The organism is Streptococcus sp. FDAARGOS_520, assembly GCF_003812685.1.
Classification (GTDB): domain Bacteria; phylum Bacillota; class Bacilli; order Lactobacillales; family Streptococcaceae; genus Streptococcus; species Streptococcus agalactiae.
Genome location: NZ_CP033810.1, coordinates 1,042,204 through 1,062,500, shown reverse-complemented (window position 1 = coordinate 1,062,500; position 20,297 = coordinate 1,042,204). Strand labels below are relative to the sequence as shown.

Genomic DNA, 20,297 nt, shown 5'->3' with positions numbered 1-20,297 from the left:
ACTTACCCGACAAGGAATTTCGCTACCTTAGGACCGTTATAGTTACGGCCGCCGTTTACTGGGGCTTCAATTCATACCTTCGCTTACGCTAAGCACTCCTCTTAACCTTCCAGCACCGGGCAGGCGTCACCCCCTATACATCATCTTACGATTTAGCAGAGAGCTGTGTTTTTGATAAACAGTTGCTTGGGCCTATTCACTGCGGCTGATCTAAAATCAGCGCCCCTTCTCCCGAAGTTACGGGGCCATTTTGCCGAGTTCCTTAACGAGAGTTCTCTCGCTCACCTGAGGCTACTCGCCTCGACTACCTGTGTCGGTTTGCGGTACGGGTAGAGTATATGTATCGCTAGAAGCTTTTCTTGGCAGTGTGACATCACTAACTTCGCTACTAAACTTCGCTCCTCGTCACAGCTCAATGTTAAAGATATAAGCATTTGACTCATATCACACCTCACTGTTTGACCAGACACTTCCAATCGTCTGGTTTAGTTAGCCTACTGCGTCCCTCCATCACTATATACTCTAGTACAGGAATATCAACCTGTTGTCCATCGGATACACCTTTCGGTCTCTCCTTAGGTCCCGACTAACCCAGGGCGGACGAGCCTTCCCCTGGAAACCTTAGTCTTACGGTGGACAGGATTCTCACCTGTCTTGCGCTACTCATACCGGCATTCTCACTTCTATGCGTTCCAGCGCTCCTCACGGTACACCTTCTTCACACATAGAACGCTCTCCTACCATGACACTTTTGTGTCATCCACAGCTTCGGTAATATGTTTTAGCCCCGGTACATTTTCGGCGCAGGGTCACTCGACTAGTGAGCTATTACGCACTCTTTGAATGAATAGCTGCTTCTAAGCTAACATCCTAGTTGTCTGTGCAACCCCACATCCTTTTCCACTTAACATATATTTTGGGACCTTAGCTGGTGGTCTGGGCTGTTTCCCTTTCGACTACGGATCTTAGCACTCGCAGTCTGACTGCCGATTATATCTCGTTGGCATTCGGAGTTTATCTGAGATTGGTAATCCGGGATGGACCCCTCACCCAAACAGTGCTCTACCTCCAAGAGACTTAACATCGACGCTAGCCCTAAAGCTATTTCGGAGAGAACCAGCTATCTCCAAGTTCGTTTGGAATTTCTCCGCTACCCACAAGTCATCCAAGCACTTTTCAACGTGCCCTGGTTCGGTCCTCCAGTGAGTTTTACCTCACCTTCAACCTGCTCATGGGTAGGTCACATGGTTTCGGGTCTACAACATGATACTATGACGCCCTATTAAGACTCGGTTTCCCTACGGCTCCGTCTCTTCAACTTAACCTCGCATCATATCGTAACTCGCCGGTTCATTCTACAAAAGGCACGCTCTCACCCATTAACGGGCTCGAACTTGTTGTAGGCACACGGTTTCAGGTTCTATTTCACTCCCCTCCCGGGGTGCTTTTCACCTTTCCCTCACGGTACTGGTTCACTATCGGTCACTAGAGAGTATTTAGGGTTGGGAGATGGTCCTCCCAGATTCCGACGAAATTTCGCGTGTCTCGCCGTACTCAGGATACTGCTAAGGTTAATCTATCATTTTAAATACGAGGCTGTTACTCTCTTTGGCTTACCTTCCCAGGTAATTCTTCTATAATGATTAATCCTATATCGCAGTCCTACAACCCCGAAGTGTAAACACTTCGGTTTGCCCTCCTGCCGTTTCGCTCGCCGCTACTAAGGCAATCGCTTTTGCTTTCTCTTCCTGCAGCTACTTAGATGTTTCAGTTCACTGCGTCTTCCTTCTCATATCCTTAACAGATATGGATACTAGTCATTAACTAGTGGGTTCCCCCATTCGGACATCTCTGGATCAGCGCTTACTTACAGCTCCCCAAAGCATTTCGTCGTTAGTCACGTCCTTCTTCGGCTTCTAGTGCCAAGGCATCCACCGTGCGCCCTTATTAACTTAACCTTATTAACCTAGTTTCTTTAAAACTAGAAAACTCATTAAATATTCACAGCGTTTTCGGTTTATTTTCTTGTTACTTTCTACAATCTATTTCTAGATCGTGGAATTTGATATAGATATTCAATTTTCAATGAACAATTTGAACCTTTCGATTCAATGGAGCCTAGCGGGATCGAACCGCTGACCTCCTGCGTGCAAAGCAGGCGCTCTCCCAGCTGAGCTAAGGCCCCACAAGACCTCTCAAAACTAAACAAGACGCAAATGGCAGGTTTCCTTATCCTTAGAAAGGAGGTGATCCAGCCGCACCTTCCGATACGGCTACCTTGTTACGACTTCACCCCAATCATCTATCCCACCTTAGGCGGCTGGCTCCTAAAAGGTTACCTCACCGACTTCGGGTGTTACAAACTCTCGTGGTGTGACGGGCGGTGTGTACAAGGCCCGGGAACGTATTCACCGCGGCGTGCTGATCCGCGATTACTAGCGATTCCGACTTCATGTAGGCGAGTTGCAGCCTACAATCCGAACTGAGATTGGCTTTAAGAGATTAGCTTGCCGTCACCGGCTTGCGACTCGTTGTACCAACCATTGTAGCACGTGTGTAGCCCAGGTCATAAGGGGCATGATGATTTGACGTCATCCCCACCTTCCTCCGGTTTATTACCGGCAGTCTCGCTAGAGTGCCCAACTTAATGATGGCAACTAACAATAGGGGTTGCGCTCGTTGCGGGACTTAACCCAACATCTCACGACACGAGCTGACGACAACCATGCACCACCTGTCACTTCTGCTCCGAAGAGAAAGCCTATCTCTAGGCCGGTCAGAAGGATGTCAAGACCTGGTAAGGTTCTTCGCGTTGCTTCGAATTAAACCACATGCTCCACCGCTTGTGCGGGCCCCCGTCAATTCCTTTGAGTTTCAACCTTGCGGTCGTACTCCCCAGGCGGAGTGCTTAATGCGTTAGCTGCGGCACTAAGCCCCGGAAAGGGCCTAACACCTAGCACTCATCGTTTACGGCGTGGACTACCAGGGTATCTAATCCTGTTTGCTCCCCACGCTTTCGAGCCTCAGCGTCAGTTACAGACCAGAGAGCCGCTTTCGCCACCGGTGTTCCTCCATATATCTACGCATTTCACCGCTACACATGGAATTCCACTCTCCCCTTCTGCACTCAAGTCCTCCAGTTTCCAAAGCGTACAATGGTTAAGCCACTGCCTTTAACTTCAGACTTAAAGAACCGCCTGCGCTCGCTTTACGCCCAATAAATCCGGACAACGCTCGGGACCTACGTATTACCGCGGCTGCTGGCACGTAGTTAGCCGTCCCTTTCTGGTTAGTTACCGTCACTTGGTAGATTTTCCACTCCTACCAACGTTCTTCTCTAACAACAGAGCTTTACGATCCGAAAACCTTCTTCACTCACGCGGCGTTGCTCGGTCAGACTTCCGTCCATTGCCGAAGATTCCCTACTGCTGCCTCCCGTAGGAGTCTGGGCCGTGTCTCAGTCCCAGTGTGGCCGATCACCCTCTCAGGTCGGCTATGTATCGTCGCCTTGGTGAGCCTTTACCTCACCAACTAGCTAATACAACGCAGGTCCATCTCACAGTGAAGCAATTGCTCCTTTTAAATAACTAACATGTGTTAATTACTCTTATGCGGTATTAGCTATCGTTTCCAATAGTTATCCCCCGCTATGAGGCAGGTTACCTACGCGTTACTCACCCGTTCGCAACTCATCAGTCTAGTGTAAACACCAAACCTCAGCGTTCTACTTGCATGTATTAGGCACGCCGCCAGCGTTCGTCCTGAGCCAGGATCAAACTCTCATTAAAAGTTTGAGCTTTGCTCTTTTCTGTCTCGCTGACAGATTTATTGTTTTTTTGTCATTGACGGATTTACAATGTAAATCCACCCTGCACATTCGTTCGTCTTGTTCAGTTTTCAAAGGTCTTTGCCTCTCTTGAGACAACTTCTATATTCTAGCAAACTTATTCTGCTTTGTCAACTACTTTTTTTTAAGTTGTTAACTACGCGTTACTAGAAGCTGCTCTCTCGAGACAACTTATTCATTATACTAAATATTTCTACTTCCTGTCAATACTATTTTTGTATTTTATAAATTTAGTATAGACATAACTATTCCTCTATATTCAATTAAGAGAAATTATATAACCACTATTGAGAAATGTAGTCTAGCGATTAAATTCTTTGCTCATCGAAAATATCCAATAAATATAATAATGCATAAAACGCCTGCTTACGAAATATAAACAAAATTGTTTGCATTTCGTAAACAAGCGTTACCTATTTAACAATATATGATGAGTGTTCCCGCTGAGAATAATTCTCAGCGGTAGACCAGAGCTAGACTAAGAATCGATTGATTCCATCATCATAACACTCAACAAAATTGATAAAAATTATACTAATTCAATAATTGCCATTGGGGCAGCATCGCCACGGCGTGGTTCTGTTTTAAGAATACGAGTGTATCCTCCGTTACGTTCAGCATAACGAGGTGCGATGTCGTCAAAAAGTTTTTGAAGAGCTGTTGTTGATGTATATTTATCAGAAGCTTCATCATAGTTTTCTGATGCAATTTCATTACGTACATAAGCAGCAGCTTGACGACGAGCATGTAAATCACCACGTTTACCTAGAGTAATCATTTTTTCAACTGTTTTACGGATTTCTTTAGCACGTGCTTCAGTAGTTACAATTGATTCGTTGATAAGAAGATCGGTTGTCAAATCACGAAGCATTGCCTTACGTTGTGAGCTAGTGCGTCCTAGTTTACGGTAAGCCATTATGTCCTCCTATTTTATTTATCGTTTTTTAATCCAAGACCTAGATCGGCAAGTTTGATTTTAACTTCTTCAAGACTCTTACGTCCTAAGTTTCGGACTTTCATCATTTCAGGCTCAGTTTTTTCTGTTAAATCAAATACTGTATTAATTCCAGCACGTTTTAAACAGTTATATGAGCGCACTGACAAATCAAGTTCCTCAATTGTCCGGTCAAGCACTTTCTCATCGTTCACTTTCTCTGTTTCCTTCATTACTTCAGTTGCTTTAGCAACCTCTGTTAAATCAGTAAACAAGTTTAAGTGTTCAATTAAGACGCGAGCTGAAAGACCAAGAGCATCCTCAGGAATGATTGTGCCATTTGTCATGATTTCAATAGTTAATTTATCAAAGCCATCGTTACTACCTACACGAGCAGGTTCAACTTGATAATTAACTTTTTTCACTGGTGTATAGATTGAATCTACAGCCAATGTTCCCACTGGTGCATCATCTTTTTTATTTCCTTCTGCTGGAACATAACCTCGGTTTTTAGCAACTGTCATTGTTGCTTTCAAACTGTGACCTTCAGCAATTGTGAAAAGATAATGGTCAGGGTTTACAATTTCGATATCACTATCTGTTAAAATATCTCCGGCAGTAATTTCTGCAGGACCTTCAACGTCTAGTTCGATAATCTTTTCGTCTTCGACGTAAGATTTCACAGCAAGTCCTTTTACATTAAGGATGATTTGCATCACATCTTCACGTACACCTGGGATAGTATCAAATTCGTGTAATACTCCATCAATTTTGATTGATGTGACTGCTGCACCTGGAAGTGAAGACAGAAGCACACGACGAAGAGAGTTTCCTAGAGTTGTACCGTAGCCACGTTCTAGTGGTTCGATGACAAATCTGCCGTAATCTTTATTTTCATCAATTTTTGTTATTATTGGTTTTTCAAACTCAATCATTTAGTTACTCCCTCTTAAACGAAAAGTTGTGTACTATAAAATGCTATGATTATACACGACGACGTTTTGGAGGACGAGCACCATTATGTGGTACAGGAGTCACATCACGAATTGCAGTTACTTCAAGACCAGCTGCAGCAAGGGCACGGATAGCAGATTCACGACCTGAACCAGGACCTTTTACAGTAACTTCAACAGTTTTAAGACCGTGTTCTTGTGCAGATTTAGCAGCAGCTTCAGCAGCCATTTGAGCAGCAAATGGAGTAGATTTACGAGAACCTTTAAATCCAAGAGCACCAGCTGATGACCATGCAAGAGCGTTACCATGCACATCTGTAATCATAACAATAGTGTTATTGAATGTAGCGTGAATATGAGCAACACCAGATTCGATGTTCTTTTTCACACGACGTTTGCGTGTTGGTTTAGCCAATTGTTTTACCTCCTATTTTATTTTTTCTTACCTGCAATCGCAACAGCTTTACCTTTACGAGTGCGAGCGTTATTTTTAGTATTTTGTCCACGGACAGGAAGTCCACGACGGTGACGGATTCCACGGTATGAACCGATTTCCATCAAACGTTTAATATTCAAGTTTACCTCACGACGTAGGTCACCTTCAACTTTGATTGCATCAACTTCACGACGGATAGCGTCCTCTTGATCTGGTGTCAAATCTTTAACGCGGATATCTTCAGAAATACCTGCAGCTGCTAAGATTTTTTTAGATGTAGAAAGACCAATTCCGTATACATAAGTAAGTGAAATTACTACACGTTTGTCATTTGGAATATCAACTCCAGCAATACGAGCCATTTTATCTCCTTTCTATATTATCCTTGACGTTGTTTGTGTTTTGGGTTTGTCGGACAAATTACCATAACACGACCGTTACGACGAATAACTTTACAGTATTCGCAAATTGGTTTAACCGATGGTCTTACCTTCATGTTTTAATCCCTCCAATTATTTCGACTATTTAAAGCGGTATGTGATGCGTCCACGTGTTAAATCGTATGGGCTCATTTCAACAGTAACACGATCACCTACCAAAATACGGATGTAGTTTTTACGGATTTTTCCTGATACAGTTGCCAAAATTTGGTGTCCATTTTCCAACTCAACAGTAAACATTGCGTTAGGCATAGTTTCAACAACTTTACCTTCAATTTCAATCACATCTTCTTTTGCCACGCAAAAGTACCCCCTAAATTTCGATTTGATGTCCTCTATAAAGAGGTAACAATTATAAGTCAGACTAACTTAGTATATCATTACTAATCTACTTATGCAAGTAGATTAGCATAATTTATTTGAGTTCTAGCAACGCTTTTTCAACATCTGCAAAAACTTCTGTTATTTCTTGATTACCTTCAATATCTGTAACAAGACCAAGCTTACGATAGTGTTCAAGAATAGGTTCTCCTTGAGCAATATTAACGTCCAAGCGACGTTTGACAGTTTCAGGCTTATCATCTTCACGTTGATAGTAATCTTCTTCTTTATAATCTACTGGTGGGTTGAACACTTTGTGGAAAGTTTCACCAGTTTTACGATTGATAATACGACCACTCAAACGCTCTATAAGACATGATGGATCCACTTTAATATTAATAACACCATCTAAGCGTAGTCCTAGTTCTTCAAGCGTAGCATCTAAGGCGTGTGCTTGTTCAATAGTACGTGGATATCCATCAAGTAAAAAACCTTTTTCTGCGATATCATCCTCAGCTAAGCGCTCTTTTACAATCCCGTTTGTTACTTCATCAGGAACCAATTCACCTTTATCAATATAACTTTTAGCTAAACGTCCCATTTCGGTTTGATTAGCCATTGCGGCGCGGAACATATCCCCTGTTGAGATGTGAGCAACACCAAATTCTTCAACGATCTTAGCTGCTTGAGTACCTTTACCAGCACCAGGCAAACCCATAATTAAAAGATTCATTATAGTCTCCTTATTTTGTTTTTAAATAAATCCAACACAGCATGTCGGACTTATTAAAAAACAAAATAGAAGGTTGACAGAGTCAACCTATATTCTATTCTGTTGTATTCATGAATCCAACATAGCGTCTCTTCAAAAGATAGCCCTCGAGTTGTTTCATACCTTCAATACCCGTTGCAATCAAAATGAGTAAGCTTGTCCCACCTAACGCAATACTTGATGACAAATGCAACGCTTGTTGAGCAATAATTGGTAACAAGGAAATAAATGCTAGAAATACTGAACCAATTGTTGCTAATTTTTTCAATAGCGATGACATATATTCTTCTGTTTCTCGTCCTGGTCGAATACTTGGAATGTAGGACGAATTTTTTTGAAGATTCTCTGCTGTCTTTTCAGGGTTTACTTGTACAAAAGTATAGAAGAAAGAGAACAGAATAATCAAGATAGCATAGATAATCATACCGACTGGGGTTTGATAATTAAGTAATTCTTGGAGTTTAGTAAGCCAAGGAATTTCTTTGCCATTTTGAAAGAAAGGAATAATCGTACTTGGAATTGTTGTAATCGAGCTAGCAAAGATAACGGGAATAACACCAGCTGGATTTACTTTTAGAGGAAGATATGAACTTGTAGGAGCTCCTTGAACAAGTTTTGTATATTGGATTGGAATTTTGTATTCAGCTTGTTGAATAAATGTTGTAAAAAATACAATTGCTAATACTGCTACGATAAGGATCCCGACAAAGATGTAAGAATTTGTAATTGCTGAAGAGCGTACATTTACAAAGAAATCTTCGTAGATAGTTGTAATTGCACTTGGAATGGAAGAAATGATACCCGCAAAGATAATCATAGACACTCCATTTCCGAATCCCTTATCAGTAATTTGTTCACCTAGCCAAGTAACCACCATACTACCTGTTGTAAGGATTGCACCAATAAGCAAATATGTTTGTACATTCGGAGTTTTAACTAAAGCAACACTTGATAGAGTGTTAAAACCAGCAGTAATACCAATTGATTGTACGAATGCAAGGAACAAAGAAATATAACGTGTAGCTTGGTTAAGCTTACGACGACCTACCTCTCCTTGTTTTCCCCATTCAACAAACTTCGGAAGAATATCCATTTGAAGTAACTGAACAACAATAGACGCAGTAATGTAAGGGCTAACTCCCATAGAGAATACCGAAAAGTTTCTCATTGCATTACCACTAACTAAGTTAAGCATATTTAGAAATGGAAGTTCACCCATTTGTTCTAAACTCTTAACATTGATGCCCGGTACTGTGATATGCGTTCCGATACGAAATACAAGAAGGATAAAGATAGTAAATAAAATTTTATTTCTTACCATCTTTACTTTGAGTGCATCTCTAAGTAATTTTAAAAACATAATGAGTTACCTCTCATTAATTAGATGACTTCGATTGAACCACCTTTAGCAGTGATAGCTGCTTCAGCAGATTTAGAAAATTTAGCTGCTTTAACAGACAATTTCTTAGTTAATTCACCATTACCAAGAATTTTAACGCCTGATTTTTCAGCACGCACGATTCCAGCTTCTTTAAGAACAACTGGAGTTACTTCAGTACCATCTTCAAAGACATTTAATTGGTCAAGGTTCACAAGAGCATATTCTTTTGCATTGATGTTTGAGAACCCACGTTTTGGCATACGACGGAACAATGGAGTTTGTCCACCTTCAAAACCAAGGCGTACTCCACCACCACTACGCGCTTTTTGTCCTTTTTGACCACGTCCAGAAGTTTTACCATTACCTGAAGATGTACCGCGACCCACACGATTGCGGACTTTACGTGATCCTTCTGCAGGTTTTAATTCATGAAGTTTCATTATTTTTTCTCCTTATTTGTAAAATGCTAACGCCTTTACGAGGGAAAAGGTACTCCCCGCAAAGACTCGCCTATACGATTTGTTTAAATCGCACCAATAACAATCAGTGCGATTTAGCATTTAATTAAGCTTCTTCAACAGTTACTAAGTGAGAGATAGCGTTAACCATACCACGGATGGCAGCATTATCTTCCTTAACAACTGAAGAGTTTAATTTACCAAGTCCAAGGGCAACAACTGTTTTACGTTGTTCTGGTTTGCGACCGATTGGAGACTTAGTCAAAGTAATTTTAATTTGAGCCATTATAATCCCCTTTCTTATGCTAAGTCAGAAACAGAAATGCCACGTAAAGCAGCAACTTCTTCTGCACGTTTTAATTGTTTCAAGCCCTCAACAGTTGCGCGAACAATGTTGATTGGAGTGTTTGAACCAAGTGATTTAGATGTAATATCTGCAACACCTGCTAATTCGATGACGGCACGAACAGCACCCCCAGCGGCAACCCCAGCACCCTCAACAGCTGGTTTCAACAATACTTTCGCTCCACCAAATTCTGAACGAACTTCGTGAGGAATTGTTGTACCGACCATAGGAACTTCAACCATGTTTTTCTTAGCAGCTTCAACAGCTTTGCGAATAGCTTCTGGTACTTCTTGAGCTTTACCTGTACCAAAACCAACACGACCATTACGGTCACCAACAACTACAAGAGCTGCAAAACGTAGACGACGTCCACCTTTAACAACTTTTGTAACGCGGTTAATCGCAACAACGCGCTCTTCAAGTTCTACTGCATTATCTTTAAATGCCATTATTAAGTGTCCTCCCTATTAGAATTTCAATCCGTTTTCACGAGCTGAGTCAGCCAAAGCTTTTACACGTCCGTGATAGAGATATCCACCGCGGTCAAACACCACTTCAGAAATACCTTTAGCTACTGCGCGTTCAGCAACAAGTTTACCGACAACAACGGCTTGTTCTGTTTTTGTTCCGTTAGAAACTTCTTTATCAAGAGTTGATGCACTTGCGAGCGTTACACCCGCTACGTCATCAATTACTTGAGCGTAGATGCCTGTATTAGAACGGAAAATGTTCAAACGTGGGCGATCAGCAGTTCCAGAGAGTTTACCGCGAACACGACGGTGGCGTTTTTGGCGGATTTTATTTTTATCTGGTTTCGAAATCACAATTTTCACCTCTTAAATATATTGTTATGTCAAAATGACAATATTAAAATGAAAAGATAGAGAATTTGCAGAAAAGATTCTACAAAATCTATCAATCCTATTATTTACCTGTTTTACCTTCTTTACGGCGTACGAATTCACCAACGTAACGAATACCTTTACCTTTATATGGTTCTGGTGAACGTAAGCTACGAACGTAAGCAGCAGTTTGTCCAACGCTTTCTTTGTTGATACCGATTACGTTGATTGTTGTTGGAGTTGGCACTTCAAAAGTAACACCTTCTGGAGCTTCAACTTCGTCTTGGTGAGACTTACCAACAGAAAGAACAAGTTTTGATCCTTGAAGTTGTGCACGGTAACCAACACCGCGCATTTCAAGAGCTTTTTTGAAACCTTCAGAAACACCAACAACCATGTTGTTCAAGTTCGCACGAGTTGTACCATGAATTGTTTTCATTTCTTTTGAGTCGTTAGGACGAGTAACTGTTACTTCAGTCCCTTCAACAGTGATTCCAATATTTTTATTAAACTCACGAGTGAGTTGGCCTTTAGGTCCTTTTACAGTAACAACATTATCCTTGTTAATGATTTCAACACCTGCAGGCAATGTAATTACTTTATTACCAATACGTGACATGTTTATTTTCTCCTGTTAAATTGTCAAGCTGCTTGAGCAACTAGTTTTCACGGGGACTCATGAGAACACAGGATTATACTGTGACTCAATGAGCATTTTAGGTAAAATTTTACCAAATATATGCAAGTACTTCTCCACCAATATTTTTTTGGCGAGCTTCTTTGTCAGTCAAAAGACCTTCAGAAGTTGATACAATTGCAATACCAAGTCCGTTAAGAACTTTAGGCATATCTTCATGTTTAGTATAAACACGAAGACCTGGTTTTGAAATACGTTTCAAGTTAGTGATAACACGTTCACCATTTTGTCCATATTTAAGGAACACACGGATGATGCCTTGTTTGTCATCTTCAATAACTTCAACGTTTTTTACAAAACCTTCACGTTTAAGGATATCAGCAATCCCTTTTTTAATGTTTGATGCAGGTACTTCTAACACTTCATGTTTTGCTTGGTTAGCATTACGAATACGAGTTAAAAAGTCTGCAATTGGGTCAGTCATAACCATTTTTTAATTCTCCTCTTATTAGCAGTTTGAATTGAATCACTTGCTAATTAATGAGTCCTTACGGACGTTGTAAGACTAGGTCTTAGTATATTTGCGTTTAAAAATCAGTGCCATTATCAACGACACCTTTTAAACACAAAGCATCATTAATTTATTACCAAGATGCTTTAGTTACGCCTGGTACTTGACCTTTATAAGCCAAGTCACGGAAGCAAACACGGCAAAGTTGGAATTTGCGGTAAACTGAGTGTGGACGTCCGCATTTTTCACAACGAGTGTAAGCTTGCGTAGAGAACTTCGCTGGGCGTTTGTTCTTAGCAATCATAGATTTTTTAGCCAATTTATTTACCTCCTAGATTACTTTGCAAAAGGCATTCCAAGGCCTTTTAGCAATTCACGTGACTCTTCATCAGTGTTAGCAGTAGTAACGATAACGATATCAAGACCACGTACTTTATCAACGTCATCAAAGTTGATTTCTGGGAAGATCAATTGTTCTTTAACTCCAAGAGTGTAGTTTCCACGTCCATCAAATGATTTCGTTGGAACACCATGGAAGTCACGTACACGTGGAAGTGAAACAGAAACTAATTTATCCAAGAATTCGTACATACGTTCACCGCGCAGGGTAACTTTTGCACCGATCGCTACACCTTCACGAAGACGGAAGCCAGCGATTGATTTCTTAGCTTTAGTAATAAGTGGTTTTTGACCTGAAATAAGTGCTAACTCAGCAGCAGCTTTCTCAAGATTTTTAGCGTTTGATACAGCATCACCAACACCCATGTTAAGAACGATTTTCTCAACTTTTGGCACAGCCATAACAGATGAATAGTTAAATTTTTCTGTCAACGCAGGAACAACTTCATTAGTATATTTTTCTTTTAAGCGATTTGCCATTATGCTTCTCCTTTCCTTCGTGATTAATCAAGCACTTCGCCTGATTTTTTGTTGTAACGAACTTTTTTGCCGTCAACAACTTTGTAACCAACACGTCCTGCTACACCATTTTTATCAAGAACTTGAACGTTTGACACATGGATTGGAGCTTCTTTTTCAACGATAGCGCCTTGAGGGTTTTCGTTATTTGGTTTTTGATGTTTCTTGATGAGGGCTACGCCTTCAACAACAACTTTGTTTACTTTTGGAAGAGCTTTAAGAACTACAGCTTCAGTGCCTTTGTCCTTACCAGCAATAACGCGAACTTTGTCGCCTTTTTTTACAAACATTTGAGTTTTTCTCCTATTTTTCTTACGCCTCGAAAGGCACCCTAGGAAATCCTAGGGGACTACGTTTGTTAATCTGAGATTAAAGTACTTCTGGTGCCAATGAAACGATCTTCATGTAGCCACCTTCACGCAATTCACGTGCAACTGGGCCAAAGATACGAGTTCCGCGAGGAGTTTTATCGTCACGGATGATTACAGCAGCATTGTCGTCAAATTTGATGTATGAACCGTCTGGGCGGCGTGCACCAGTTTTTGTACGAACGATAACAGCTTTAACCACATCACCTTTTTTAACTGCTCCACCAGGAGTAGCTTGTTTTACAGAAGCAACGATTACGTCACCGATGTTAGCGAATTTACGTCCTGAACCACCAAGTACTTTGATAGTCAAGATCTCACGAGCACCGCTATTATCAGCAACTTTCAAGCGAGTTTCTTGTTGAATCATTTCAATTTTCTCCTTTTAGTTTGATTAGATAATAACAGCTTTTTCCACTACTTCCACAAGACGGAAACGTTTTGTAGCTGAAAGTGGGCGAGTTTCCATGATACGAACGATATCGCCTTCTTTAGCAACGTTGTTTTCATCATGTGCTTTATATTTTTTAGAATAGTTGATACGTTTACCATAGACTGGGTGGTTACGTTTAGTTTCAACTACAACTGTGATTGTTTTGTCCATCTTGTCAGACACTACGCGTCCGTAAAGAGTTTTACGTTGATTACGTTCCATTTAGAATTTCTCCTTTCCCAATCTATTATTTCATTTCTGATTGCACAGTTTTAACACGTGCAATTTGTTTCTTAACTTCGTCAAGGCGAGCAGTCTTTTCAAGTTGACCTGCTGCAGCTTGGAAACGAAGATCAAACAATTCTTTTTTGAGTTCGTTTTCTTTCTTAGCAAGTTCTTCTTGAGACAATCCACGAAGCTCTTTAACAAAATCTTTAATTTCTTGAAGTTTCATGTCTTCTCCTTATTCTGCTTCACGTTTTACGAATTTGCATTTAACTGGTAATTTGTGGCTAGCAAGACGTAATGCTTCACGTGCAACTTCTTCAGAAACACCAGCAATTTCAAACATCACTTTACCACGTTTAACTGGTGCTACCCAACCTTCAGGTGCCCCTTTACCAGAACCCATACGTACACCGATAGCTTTTGCAGTGTATGATTTGTGTGGGAAGATTTTAATCCAAACTTTACCACCACGTTTCATGTAACGAGTCATCGCAATACGGGCAGCTTCGATTTGACGGTTTGTAATCCAGTGGCTAGTTGTAGCTTGAAGTCCGTATTCACCGAATGAAACTTCTTTACCACCTTTAGCCTCACCGCGCATTTTTCCACGGAATTCGCGACGGTGTTTAACACGTTTAGGTACTAACATTTGTTATTTGCCTCCTTTAGTGTTTTTACGAGCTGGAAGAACTTCTCCACGGTAAATCCAAACTTTAACGCCAAGTTTACCATAAGTTGTGTCAGCTTCTTCCCAAGCATAGTCGATATCAGCACGAAGCGTGTGAAGCGGAACAGTTCCTTCTGAATAACCTTCAGCACGAGCGATATCAGCACCGTTCAAACGACCAGAAACTTGAGTTTTAATACCTTTAGCTCCTGCACGCATTGTACGTTGGATTGCTTGTTTTTGAGCACGACGGAAAGCAACACGTTGCTCTAATTGACGAGCAATATTTTCACCAACAAGGTGAGCATCTAAATCAGGTTGTTTGATTTCAATGATGTTGATGTGTACTTGTTTTCCAGTTAATTTGTTAAGTTGACCACGAAGAGCGTCAACGTTTGCTCCACCTTTACCGATAACCATACCTGGTTTAGCAGTGTGAAGTGAAACAATAACTTTGTTTACTGCACGTTCAATTTCAATAGTTGAAACTGATGCGTCAGCTAATTCTTTATTAATGAATTTACGGATTGCAAGATCTTCATGAAGGTAATCCGCGTATTCTTTTTCAGCATACCATTTCGCATCCCAGTCACGGATGATTCCGACACGCATACCAATTGGATGTACTTTTTGACCCACGATTTTACCTCCTTATTTTTCTGATACAACTACAGTTACGTGAGTTGTACGTTTGTTGATTGGTGAAGCTGAACCTTTCGCACGTGGACGGAAACGTTTCATTGTTGGTCCTTCGTTAGCGAATGTTTCAGATACTACCAAGTTTGCTTTTTCCAAACCAAAGTTGTTTTCTGCATTTGCAATTGCTGAGTTAAGAGTTTTCTCAATAACACGAGCTGCTTTGTTTGGAGTGAATTTTAAGATTGCGATTGCGTCAGCAACATTCTTACCACGGATAAGATCAAGTACTAAACGTGTTTTACGAGGTGAAACACGCACTGTACGAGCCATTGCTTTAGCTGAAGTAATTTCTGCCATTGTGTCCTCCTCCTATTAACGACGTGTTTTCTTGTCGTCAGCTGCGTGACCTTTGTAAGTACGTGTTGGTGCAAATTCACCAAGTTTGTGACCTACCATGTCCTCTTGGATATAAACAGGAACATGTTTACGTCCATCATAAACTGCGATTGTGTATCCGATGAAACTTGGGAAAATCGTTGAACGACGTGACCAAGTTTTGATTACTTTTTTCTTTTCGTCATTTGCTTGAGCTTCAACTTTTTTCATTAAATGCTCGTCGACGAAAGGTCCTTTTTTAAGACTACGTCCCATTTTGTAGTTTTCTCCTTTAAATAATGTACCACAACGGCCTGTACACTATAGTGTACTACCGAGCTGGCGGATTTGTATAAGATTATGCTATTAACCTATTATTTTTGGTTACGACGACGAACAATAAGTTTGTCTGATTTAGCTTTCTTATTACGAGTTTTAAGTCCAAGCGCAGGTTTACCCCATGGAGTAGATGGTGCTTTACGACCAACTGGTGCTTTACCTTCACCACCACCGTGTGGGTGATCGTTAGGGTTCATTACAGAACCACGAACTGTAGGGCGAACACCTTTCCAACGATTACGTCCTGCTTTACCAATGTTAACAAGTGATTGCTGTTCATTACCAACAGTACCAATTGTTGCACGGCAAGTACCAAGGATCATACGTACTTCACCTGATTGAAGGCGAACAAGAACATATTTACCTTCTTGACCAAGTACTTGAGCAGAAGCACCAGCGGCACGAATCAATTCAGCACCTTTACCTGGTTGCAATTCAATATTATGGATAACTGTACCGACTGGAATGTTAGCAAGCGGAAGTGCGTTACCAACTTTGATGTCTGCTTCTGGACCAGAAATAATGCGTTGACCTACTTCAAGGCCTTTAGGCGCAAGGATGTAAGCTTTAACACCATCAGTATAGTGTACAAGAGCAATATTTGCAGTACGATTTGGATCGTATTCAATTGTTTTAACAACTGCTTCAACACCATCTTTATTACGTTTGAAGTCAATCAAACGGTAATGACGTTTGTGTCCACCACCTTGGTGACGAACAGTAATACGTCCGTTGTTGTTACGTCCTGCTTTATTCTTTAGTGAAACAAGCAATGATTTCTCAGGAGTGTTTGTAGTGATTTCTGCAAAATCCAAAGAAGTCATATTACGACGGCCATTTGTCGTTGGTTTATAAACTTTAATACCCACGTTATTTCCTCCTTAGATTATTCAGCTTCAGCAGCAAACAACTCGATTGCTTTTGAATCAGCTGTAAGAGTGATAATAGCTTTTTTAGTTTTTGAAGTGAAACCTGTGTAACGACCAACACGTTTTGCTTTGGGTTTAACTGTCACAGTGTTTACACTTGCAACTTTTACTCCGTCAAATGCAGCTTCAACAGCTTGTTTGATCAAAAGTTTGTGTGCACGTGTGTCAACTTCAAATGTATATTTCCCTGCTTCAAGAGCAACCATTGATTTCTCAGTGATAACAGGTTTTTTGATTACGTCATACAAATTCATTATGCAAGAACCCCCTCGATTGTAGAGATTGCTTCTTTAGTAACAAGAAGTTTGTCTGCGTTAACGATATCAAGAACACTTGCAGTAGTTGCAGTAGCAACTGTAACGTTTGGAAGGTTACGCGCTGAAAGTGCAGCAAATTCGTTACCTTCTTCAAGGATTACAAGTACTTTTGAATCAATGCTAAGTGCTGAAAGAACTGACGCAAATTCAGCAGTTTTTGGAGCTGCAAATGAAAGGTTTTCTACAGCTACAAATTTATCTTCAGCAACTTTTGCTGAATAAACTGATTTCAACGCAAGGCGACGAACTTTTTGTGGAAGTTTGTAGCCGTATGAACGTGGAGTTGGTCCAAAGACAACACCACCACCACGCCATTGTGGTGAGCGGATAGAACCTTGACGAGCGCGTCCAGTTCCTTTTTGACGCCATGGTTTACGTCCACCACCAGATACTGCTGAACGGTTTTTAACCGCGTGAGTTCCTTGGCGAAGGCTAGCGCGTTGGCTGATTACAACATCAAAAACAACTGATTCGTTTGGTTCAATACCGAAGATAGCTTCGTTAAGCTCAACTGAGCTAACTTCTTTACCAGTTTGGTCAAATAGTTTAACGTTTGCCATTTTAACTGTTTTCTCCTTTCTTATTATTTAGCAGCTTTAACTGCTGATTTGATAGTGATAAGAGATTTCTTAGCACCTGGTACGTTACCTTTGATGAGGACAACGTTTTTCTCTGGGATAACTTGTACAATTTCAAGGTTTTGAACTGTTACACGGTTACCACCCATACGTCCTGCCAAGCGTTTGTTTTTGAAAACGCGGTTAGGCGCAACAGGTCCCATAGAACCTGGACGACGATGGTAACGAGAACCGTGAGCCATAGGACCACGTGATTGACCATGGCGTTTGATAACACCTTGGAAACCTTTACCTTTTGATGTCCCTGTGACGTCAACAACATCACCAGCTTCAAATTGTTCTACAGATAATTCTGCACCAACTTCTAAGCCTTCAATGTTTTTGAATTCACGAATGAAGCGCTTAGGAGCTGTGTTTGCTTTTGCAACATGGCCTTTGGCAGGTTTGTTACTCAATACTTCACGTTTGTCATCAAAACCAACCTGAACTGCTTCGTAACCGTCTGTTTCAACAGTTTTAACTTGAAGCACAACGTTTGGAGTTGCTTCAATGACAGTAACAGGGATGAATTCGCCTGATTCAGTGAAGATTTGAGTCATTCCCACTTTTTTCCCTAAGATTCCTTTTGTCATGAGAAAATATTTCCTTTTCTTATTTTATTTCAAAAAGTTTTTTATGAGCGTTTTTTGTGCTCAAAAAAGTTTTTTACGAGCGTTTTTTGTGCTCAGAAATCAAATTAAAGTTTGATTTCTACGTTGACACCACTTGGAAGATCAAGTTTCATCAAAGCATCAACAGTTTTTTGTGTTGGGTTGATGATGTCTACCAAACGTTTGTGTGTACGCATTTCAAACTGTTCGCGAGAATCTTTATATTTGTGAGTCGCACGAATAATTGTGTAAAGACTGCGTTCAGTTGGAAGCGGAACTGGTCCAGCAACTGTAGCACCTGTACGTGTTGCAGTTTCAACGATTTTTTCTGCCGCTGTATCAAGTGTACGGTGTTCGTACGCTTTCAAACGGATACGGATTTTTTTGTTTGCCATCTTTTCTCCTCTCGTCTATTTACGATAATAGGCTAGCTCCTCAAGAAAACCAACACGAGTCGCGTGGCAATGCAACCTAGCGTGTCGCAACCTCTTGCATCATAGCTAAAGCTGTTCATACACAGCACCAGTATATGATATCAAAAAAAAACAGCACACGCAAGCATTATTTTATTATTTTCGAAAAAAATGCAACCATTTCTGGTTACATTTTTTGAATATATCGATGATAGTGAACTTTCAAAAACAGCCACCTAAAGATATTGTCTGCTATCGTAGCCATCCAAACCCCAAGCAAACCTAATTCAAAAACTATTCCTAATAAATAACCAAGAACTACTCTGATTAACCACATGCCTATAGTCGTTGTGTAAAATGGGAGTTTAGCATTTCCTAATCCTTGCCAAGCTGCTGTATAAACCAAGGTCCCAATAGTAGCAGGTACTCCTACGAAAGATAGCAAAATAACAATCAAACTTCCTTTAATGGCAGAAGGATTATTTGTAAATAACTGTGTCAATGGTTTGCCTGCAAGAAGCATAAAACTTGATATAAGGATCATTAGAACTAAGCCAATATAATACGAACTTTGAATAGTTTCTTCTATAGATTCTCTGTTTTTTTGTCCTACATATTTTGCAGTTAGGATAATTGTAGCAGTTGCGATGCCAAGTCCTGGCATATAATTAAATTGTGTCAAGGTTTCTCCAATAGCATTTCCCGCTACAACATTTGTACCTAACTGAACAACAATAGCAACTATAACAACATCTCCAGCTCGCATCATCAGACGTTCTCCTGCTGATGGTAAGGCAAGATTCCAAATTTGTGCACTGATTTTCCAAGTCATTCTTTTTATTATCTTTTTAATAGGAAGATACTTCGCAAGGATACAAATACCAATTAATCTTGCGATAAGAGTTGATACTGCCACTCCGACCAAACCATAGCGCCACTCAAAAATAGCAAAACCTGATAAGACTGCATTGAGGAAATTGACAAAAATACTGACATACATTGGTAAACGAGGTTGCCCTTGCACACGTAAAAATGAGCCTAGGGTGGTTAACATTCCTAAAGTAACAACACCTCCACCCACAATTGCTAAATATAAACCACCAACTTGTGCGACACTTTTTGTTGTCCCTAAAAGTTTAAAGAAAGTTTGTCCAAAAACAATCGAGATAATTCCTAATACTGCCCCTATCAGTAATGTTAGAAAAATGGCTTGAGAACATACTGAAATTGCATCATCCTTCTTACTACCTGCTAACGACTTGGCCAATAGACTTGCTATACTCGCCCCTAAAGCTATAAAAATAGCTTGATAAATAGTAATTATATTATTAGCAACTGAAACACCTGATACTGCTACAACACCTAACTGAGCCACTAGATAATTATCAACTACTCCCATGAGCATTTGTAAGATATTTTCAATCATAGCTGGTATAGCTAACTGAATAATCTCTTTACTATAACGCACAGTATCTCCTTTCTATTACCCAGGATCATTAAAAAGAGAGTGATGGGAAAATTTCTAAAATGTTTCTTTCTCGCTCTAAATATTTTAAAACAATCGT

30 protein-coding genes, 1 tRNA gene and 2 rRNA genes (1 of these 33 running past the window's edge) are annotated in these 20,297 nt (G+C 40.5%); all 33 read right to left on the bottom strand.

Features of this window, described 5'->3' with window-relative positions; genetic code table 11:
• Window positions 1-1,958 (bottom strand): 23S ribosomal RNA (locus EGX96_RS05575) (it extends 944 nt beyond the left edge of the window).
• A 154-nt stretch (window positions 1,959-2,112) separates the two neighbouring features.
• Window positions 2,113-2,185, bottom strand: a tRNA-Ala gene (locus EGX96_RS05570).
• A 54-nt stretch (window positions 2,186-2,239) separates the two neighbouring features.
• Window positions 2,240-3,788 (bottom strand): 16S ribosomal RNA (locus tag EGX96_RS05565).
• Together the 16S and 23S rRNA genes with 1 tRNA gene alongside form the textbook arrangement of a ribosomal RNA operon.
• Before the next feature lie 588 nt (window positions 3,789-4,376).
• Window positions 4,377-4,763, bottom strand: a complete 387-nt coding sequence (gene rplQ, locus EGX96_RS05560; RefSeq protein ID WP_000331497.1) for a 50S ribosomal protein L17 — start codon at window positions 4,761-4,763, stop codon at window positions 4,377-4,379.
• Between the two features lie 14 nt (window positions 4,764-4,777).
• Window positions 4,778-5,716 carry a DNA-directed RNA polymerase subunit alpha gene (locus EGX96_RS05555; RefSeq protein ID WP_000568977.1) on the bottom strand — a complete coding sequence of 313 codons (939 nt, stop codon included), beginning with the start codon at window positions 5,714-5,716 and terminating at the stop codon, window positions 4,778-4,780.
• 49 nt (window positions 5,717-5,765) lie between these two features.
• Window positions 5,766-6,149 (bottom strand): 30S ribosomal protein S11, encoded by a 384-nt coding sequence (gene rpsK, locus EGX96_RS05550; protein ID WP_001118387.1) that lies wholly within the window; start codon window positions 6,147-6,149, stop codon window positions 5,766-5,768.
• A gap of 17 nt (window positions 6,150-6,166) precedes the next feature.
• Window positions 6,167-6,532 carry a 30S ribosomal protein S13 gene (gene rpsM / locus EGX96_RS05545; protein ID WP_000090785.1) on the bottom strand — a complete coding sequence of 122 codons (366 nt, stop codon included), beginning with the start codon at window positions 6,530-6,532 and terminating at the stop codon, window positions 6,167-6,169.
• 17 nt (window positions 6,533-6,549) lie between these two features.
• Window positions 6,550-6,666, bottom strand: coding sequence for a 50S ribosomal protein L36 (gene rpmJ, locus EGX96_RS05540; protein WP_000868345.1), 117 nt, complete (start codon window positions 6,664-6,666; stop codon window positions 6,550-6,552).
• Between the two features lie 25 nt (window positions 6,667-6,691).
• Window positions 6,692-6,910 (bottom strand): translation initiation factor IF-1, encoded by a 219-nt coding sequence (gene infA, locus EGX96_RS05535; protein WP_001040189.1) that lies wholly within the window; start codon window positions 6,908-6,910, stop codon window positions 6,692-6,694.
• Between the two features lie 115 nt (window positions 6,911-7,025).
• Window positions 7,026-7,664: an adenylate kinase gene (locus EGX96_RS05530; protein ID WP_001050420.1), complete on the bottom strand. Its 639-nt coding sequence runs from the start codon at window positions 7,662-7,664 to the stop codon at window positions 7,026-7,028.
• Between the two features lie 94 nt (window positions 7,665-7,758).
• Window positions 7,759-9,063 carry a preprotein translocase subunit SecY gene (secY, locus tag EGX96_RS05525; RefSeq protein ID WP_000478891.1) on the bottom strand — a complete coding sequence of 435 codons (1,305 nt, stop codon included), beginning with the start codon at window positions 9,061-9,063 and terminating at the stop codon, window positions 7,759-7,761.
• A gap of 20 nt (window positions 9,064-9,083) precedes the next feature.
• A complete protein-coding gene (gene rplO / locus EGX96_RS05520) occupies window positions 9,084-9,524 on the bottom strand; it encodes a 50S ribosomal protein L15 (RefSeq protein WP_000766093.1) in 441 nt (146 codons plus the stop codon).
• Window positions 9,525-9,648: 124 nt separating this feature from the next.
• Window positions 9,649-9,828: a 50S ribosomal protein L30 gene (gene rpmD / locus EGX96_RS05515; protein ID WP_000057245.1), complete on the bottom strand. Its 180-nt coding sequence runs from the start codon at window positions 9,826-9,828 to the stop codon at window positions 9,649-9,651.
• Between the two features lie 14 nt (window positions 9,829-9,842).
• Window positions 9,843-10,337, bottom strand: coding sequence for a 30S ribosomal protein S5 (rpsE, locus tag EGX96_RS05510; protein WP_000874200.1), 495 nt, complete (start codon window positions 10,335-10,337; stop codon window positions 9,843-9,845).
• A gap of 18 nt (window positions 10,338-10,355) precedes the next feature.
• Window positions 10,356-10,712, bottom strand: a complete 357-nt coding sequence (gene rplR / locus EGX96_RS05505; protein ID WP_001865622.1) for a 50S ribosomal protein L18 — start codon at window positions 10,710-10,712, stop codon at window positions 10,356-10,358.
• Window positions 10,713-10,812: 100 nt separating this feature from the next.
• Window positions 10,813-11,349, bottom strand: a complete 537-nt coding sequence (gene rplF / locus EGX96_RS05500) for a 50S ribosomal protein L6 (RefSeq protein WP_000086621.1) — start codon at window positions 11,347-11,349, stop codon at window positions 10,813-10,815.
• A 109-nt stretch (window positions 11,350-11,458) separates the two neighbouring features.
• Window positions 11,459-11,857, bottom strand: a complete 399-nt coding sequence (rpsH, locus tag EGX96_RS05495) for a 30S ribosomal protein S8 (RefSeq protein WP_000245500.1) — start codon at window positions 11,855-11,857, stop codon at window positions 11,459-11,461.
• A 154-nt stretch (window positions 11,858-12,011) separates the two neighbouring features.
• The gene (locus EGX96_RS05490) at window positions 12,012-12,197 is read right to left on the bottom strand and encodes a type Z 30S ribosomal protein S14 (protein WP_001085698.1); all 186 of its coding nucleotides are present in this window, start codon (window positions 12,195-12,197) and stop codon (window positions 12,012-12,014) included.
• Window positions 12,198-12,214: 17 nt separating this feature from the next.
• Window positions 12,215-12,757, bottom strand: a complete 543-nt coding sequence (gene rplE, locus EGX96_RS05485; RefSeq protein WP_000013545.1) for a 50S ribosomal protein L5 — start codon at window positions 12,755-12,757, stop codon at window positions 12,215-12,217.
• Window positions 12,758-12,780: 23 nt separating this feature from the next.
• Window positions 12,781-13,086 carry a 50S ribosomal protein L24 gene (gene rplX, locus EGX96_RS05480; RefSeq protein WP_000497687.1) on the bottom strand — a complete coding sequence of 102 codons (306 nt, stop codon included), beginning with the start codon at window positions 13,084-13,086 and terminating at the stop codon, window positions 12,781-12,783.
• A 79-nt stretch (window positions 13,087-13,165) separates the two neighbouring features.
• The gene (gene rplN, locus EGX96_RS05475; RefSeq protein WP_000615920.1) at window positions 13,166-13,534 is read right to left on the bottom strand and encodes a 50S ribosomal protein L14; all 369 of its coding nucleotides are present in this window, start codon (window positions 13,532-13,534) and stop codon (window positions 13,166-13,168) included.
• Window positions 13,535-13,558: 24 nt separating this feature from the next.
• Window positions 13,559-13,819, bottom strand: a complete 261-nt coding sequence (gene rpsQ / locus EGX96_RS05470; protein WP_000440811.1) for a 30S ribosomal protein S17 — start codon at window positions 13,817-13,819, stop codon at window positions 13,559-13,561.
• 25 nt (window positions 13,820-13,844) lie between these two features.
• The gene (rpmC, locus tag EGX96_RS05465) at window positions 13,845-14,051 is read right to left on the bottom strand and encodes a 50S ribosomal protein L29 (protein ID WP_000775731.1); all 207 of its coding nucleotides are present in this window, start codon (window positions 14,049-14,051) and stop codon (window positions 13,845-13,847) included.
• A gap of 9 nt (window positions 14,052-14,060) precedes the next feature.
• Complete coding sequence (gene rplP, locus EGX96_RS05460; RefSeq protein ID WP_000960950.1) at window positions 14,061-14,474, bottom strand: 50S ribosomal protein L16; 414 nt, start codon at window positions 14,472-14,474, stop codon at window positions 14,061-14,063.
• Between the two features lie 3 nt (window positions 14,475-14,477).
• Window positions 14,478-15,131, bottom strand: coding sequence for a 30S ribosomal protein S3 (gene rpsC, locus EGX96_RS05455; protein ID WP_000529929.1), 654 nt, complete (start codon window positions 15,129-15,131; stop codon window positions 14,478-14,480).
• Between the two features lie 12 nt (window positions 15,132-15,143).
• Window positions 15,144-15,488 carry a 50S ribosomal protein L22 gene (rplV, locus tag EGX96_RS05450; protein ID WP_000818141.1) on the bottom strand — a complete coding sequence of 115 codons (345 nt, stop codon included), beginning with the start codon at window positions 15,486-15,488 and terminating at the stop codon, window positions 15,144-15,146.
• Window positions 15,489-15,503: 15 nt separating this feature from the next.
• Window positions 15,504-15,782 (bottom strand): 30S ribosomal protein S19, encoded by a 279-nt coding sequence (gene rpsS, locus EGX96_RS05445; RefSeq protein ID WP_000533765.1) that lies wholly within the window; start codon window positions 15,780-15,782, stop codon window positions 15,504-15,506.
• A 98-nt stretch (window positions 15,783-15,880) separates the two neighbouring features.
• Window positions 15,881-16,714 (bottom strand): 50S ribosomal protein L2, encoded by an 834-nt coding sequence (gene rplB, locus EGX96_RS05440; protein WP_000511737.1) that lies wholly within the window; start codon window positions 16,712-16,714, stop codon window positions 15,881-15,883.
• Window positions 16,715-16,731: 17 nt separating this feature from the next.
• The gene (locus tag EGX96_RS05435) at window positions 16,732-17,028 is read right to left on the bottom strand and encodes a 50S ribosomal protein L23 (RefSeq protein ID WP_001055343.1); all 297 of its coding nucleotides are present in this window, start codon (window positions 17,026-17,028) and stop codon (window positions 16,732-16,734) included.
• Window positions 17,028-17,651: a 50S ribosomal protein L4 gene (gene rplD, locus EGX96_RS05430; protein WP_000024418.1), complete on the bottom strand. Its 624-nt coding sequence runs from the start codon at window positions 17,649-17,651 to the stop codon at window positions 17,028-17,030. Before rplD ends, EGX96_RS05435 begins: the two co-directional genes overlap by 1 nt.
• Before the next feature lie 23 nt (window positions 17,652-17,674).
• Window positions 17,675-18,301, bottom strand: coding sequence for a 50S ribosomal protein L3 (rplC, locus tag EGX96_RS05425; RefSeq protein WP_000160205.1), 627 nt, complete (start codon window positions 18,299-18,301; stop codon window positions 17,675-17,677).
• Between the two features lie 104 nt (window positions 18,302-18,405).
• Entirely contained in the window at window positions 18,406-18,714 is a 309-nt protein-coding gene (rpsJ, locus tag EGX96_RS05420; protein ID WP_001284518.1) for a 30S ribosomal protein S10, read from the bottom strand.
• Window positions 18,715-18,919: 205 nt separating this feature from the next.
• Entirely contained in the window at window positions 18,920-20,200 is a 1,281-nt protein-coding gene (locus EGX96_RS05415; RefSeq protein ID WP_001270711.1) for an MATE family efflux transporter, read from the bottom strand.
• Window positions 20,201-20,297: the final 97 nt, after the last annotated feature.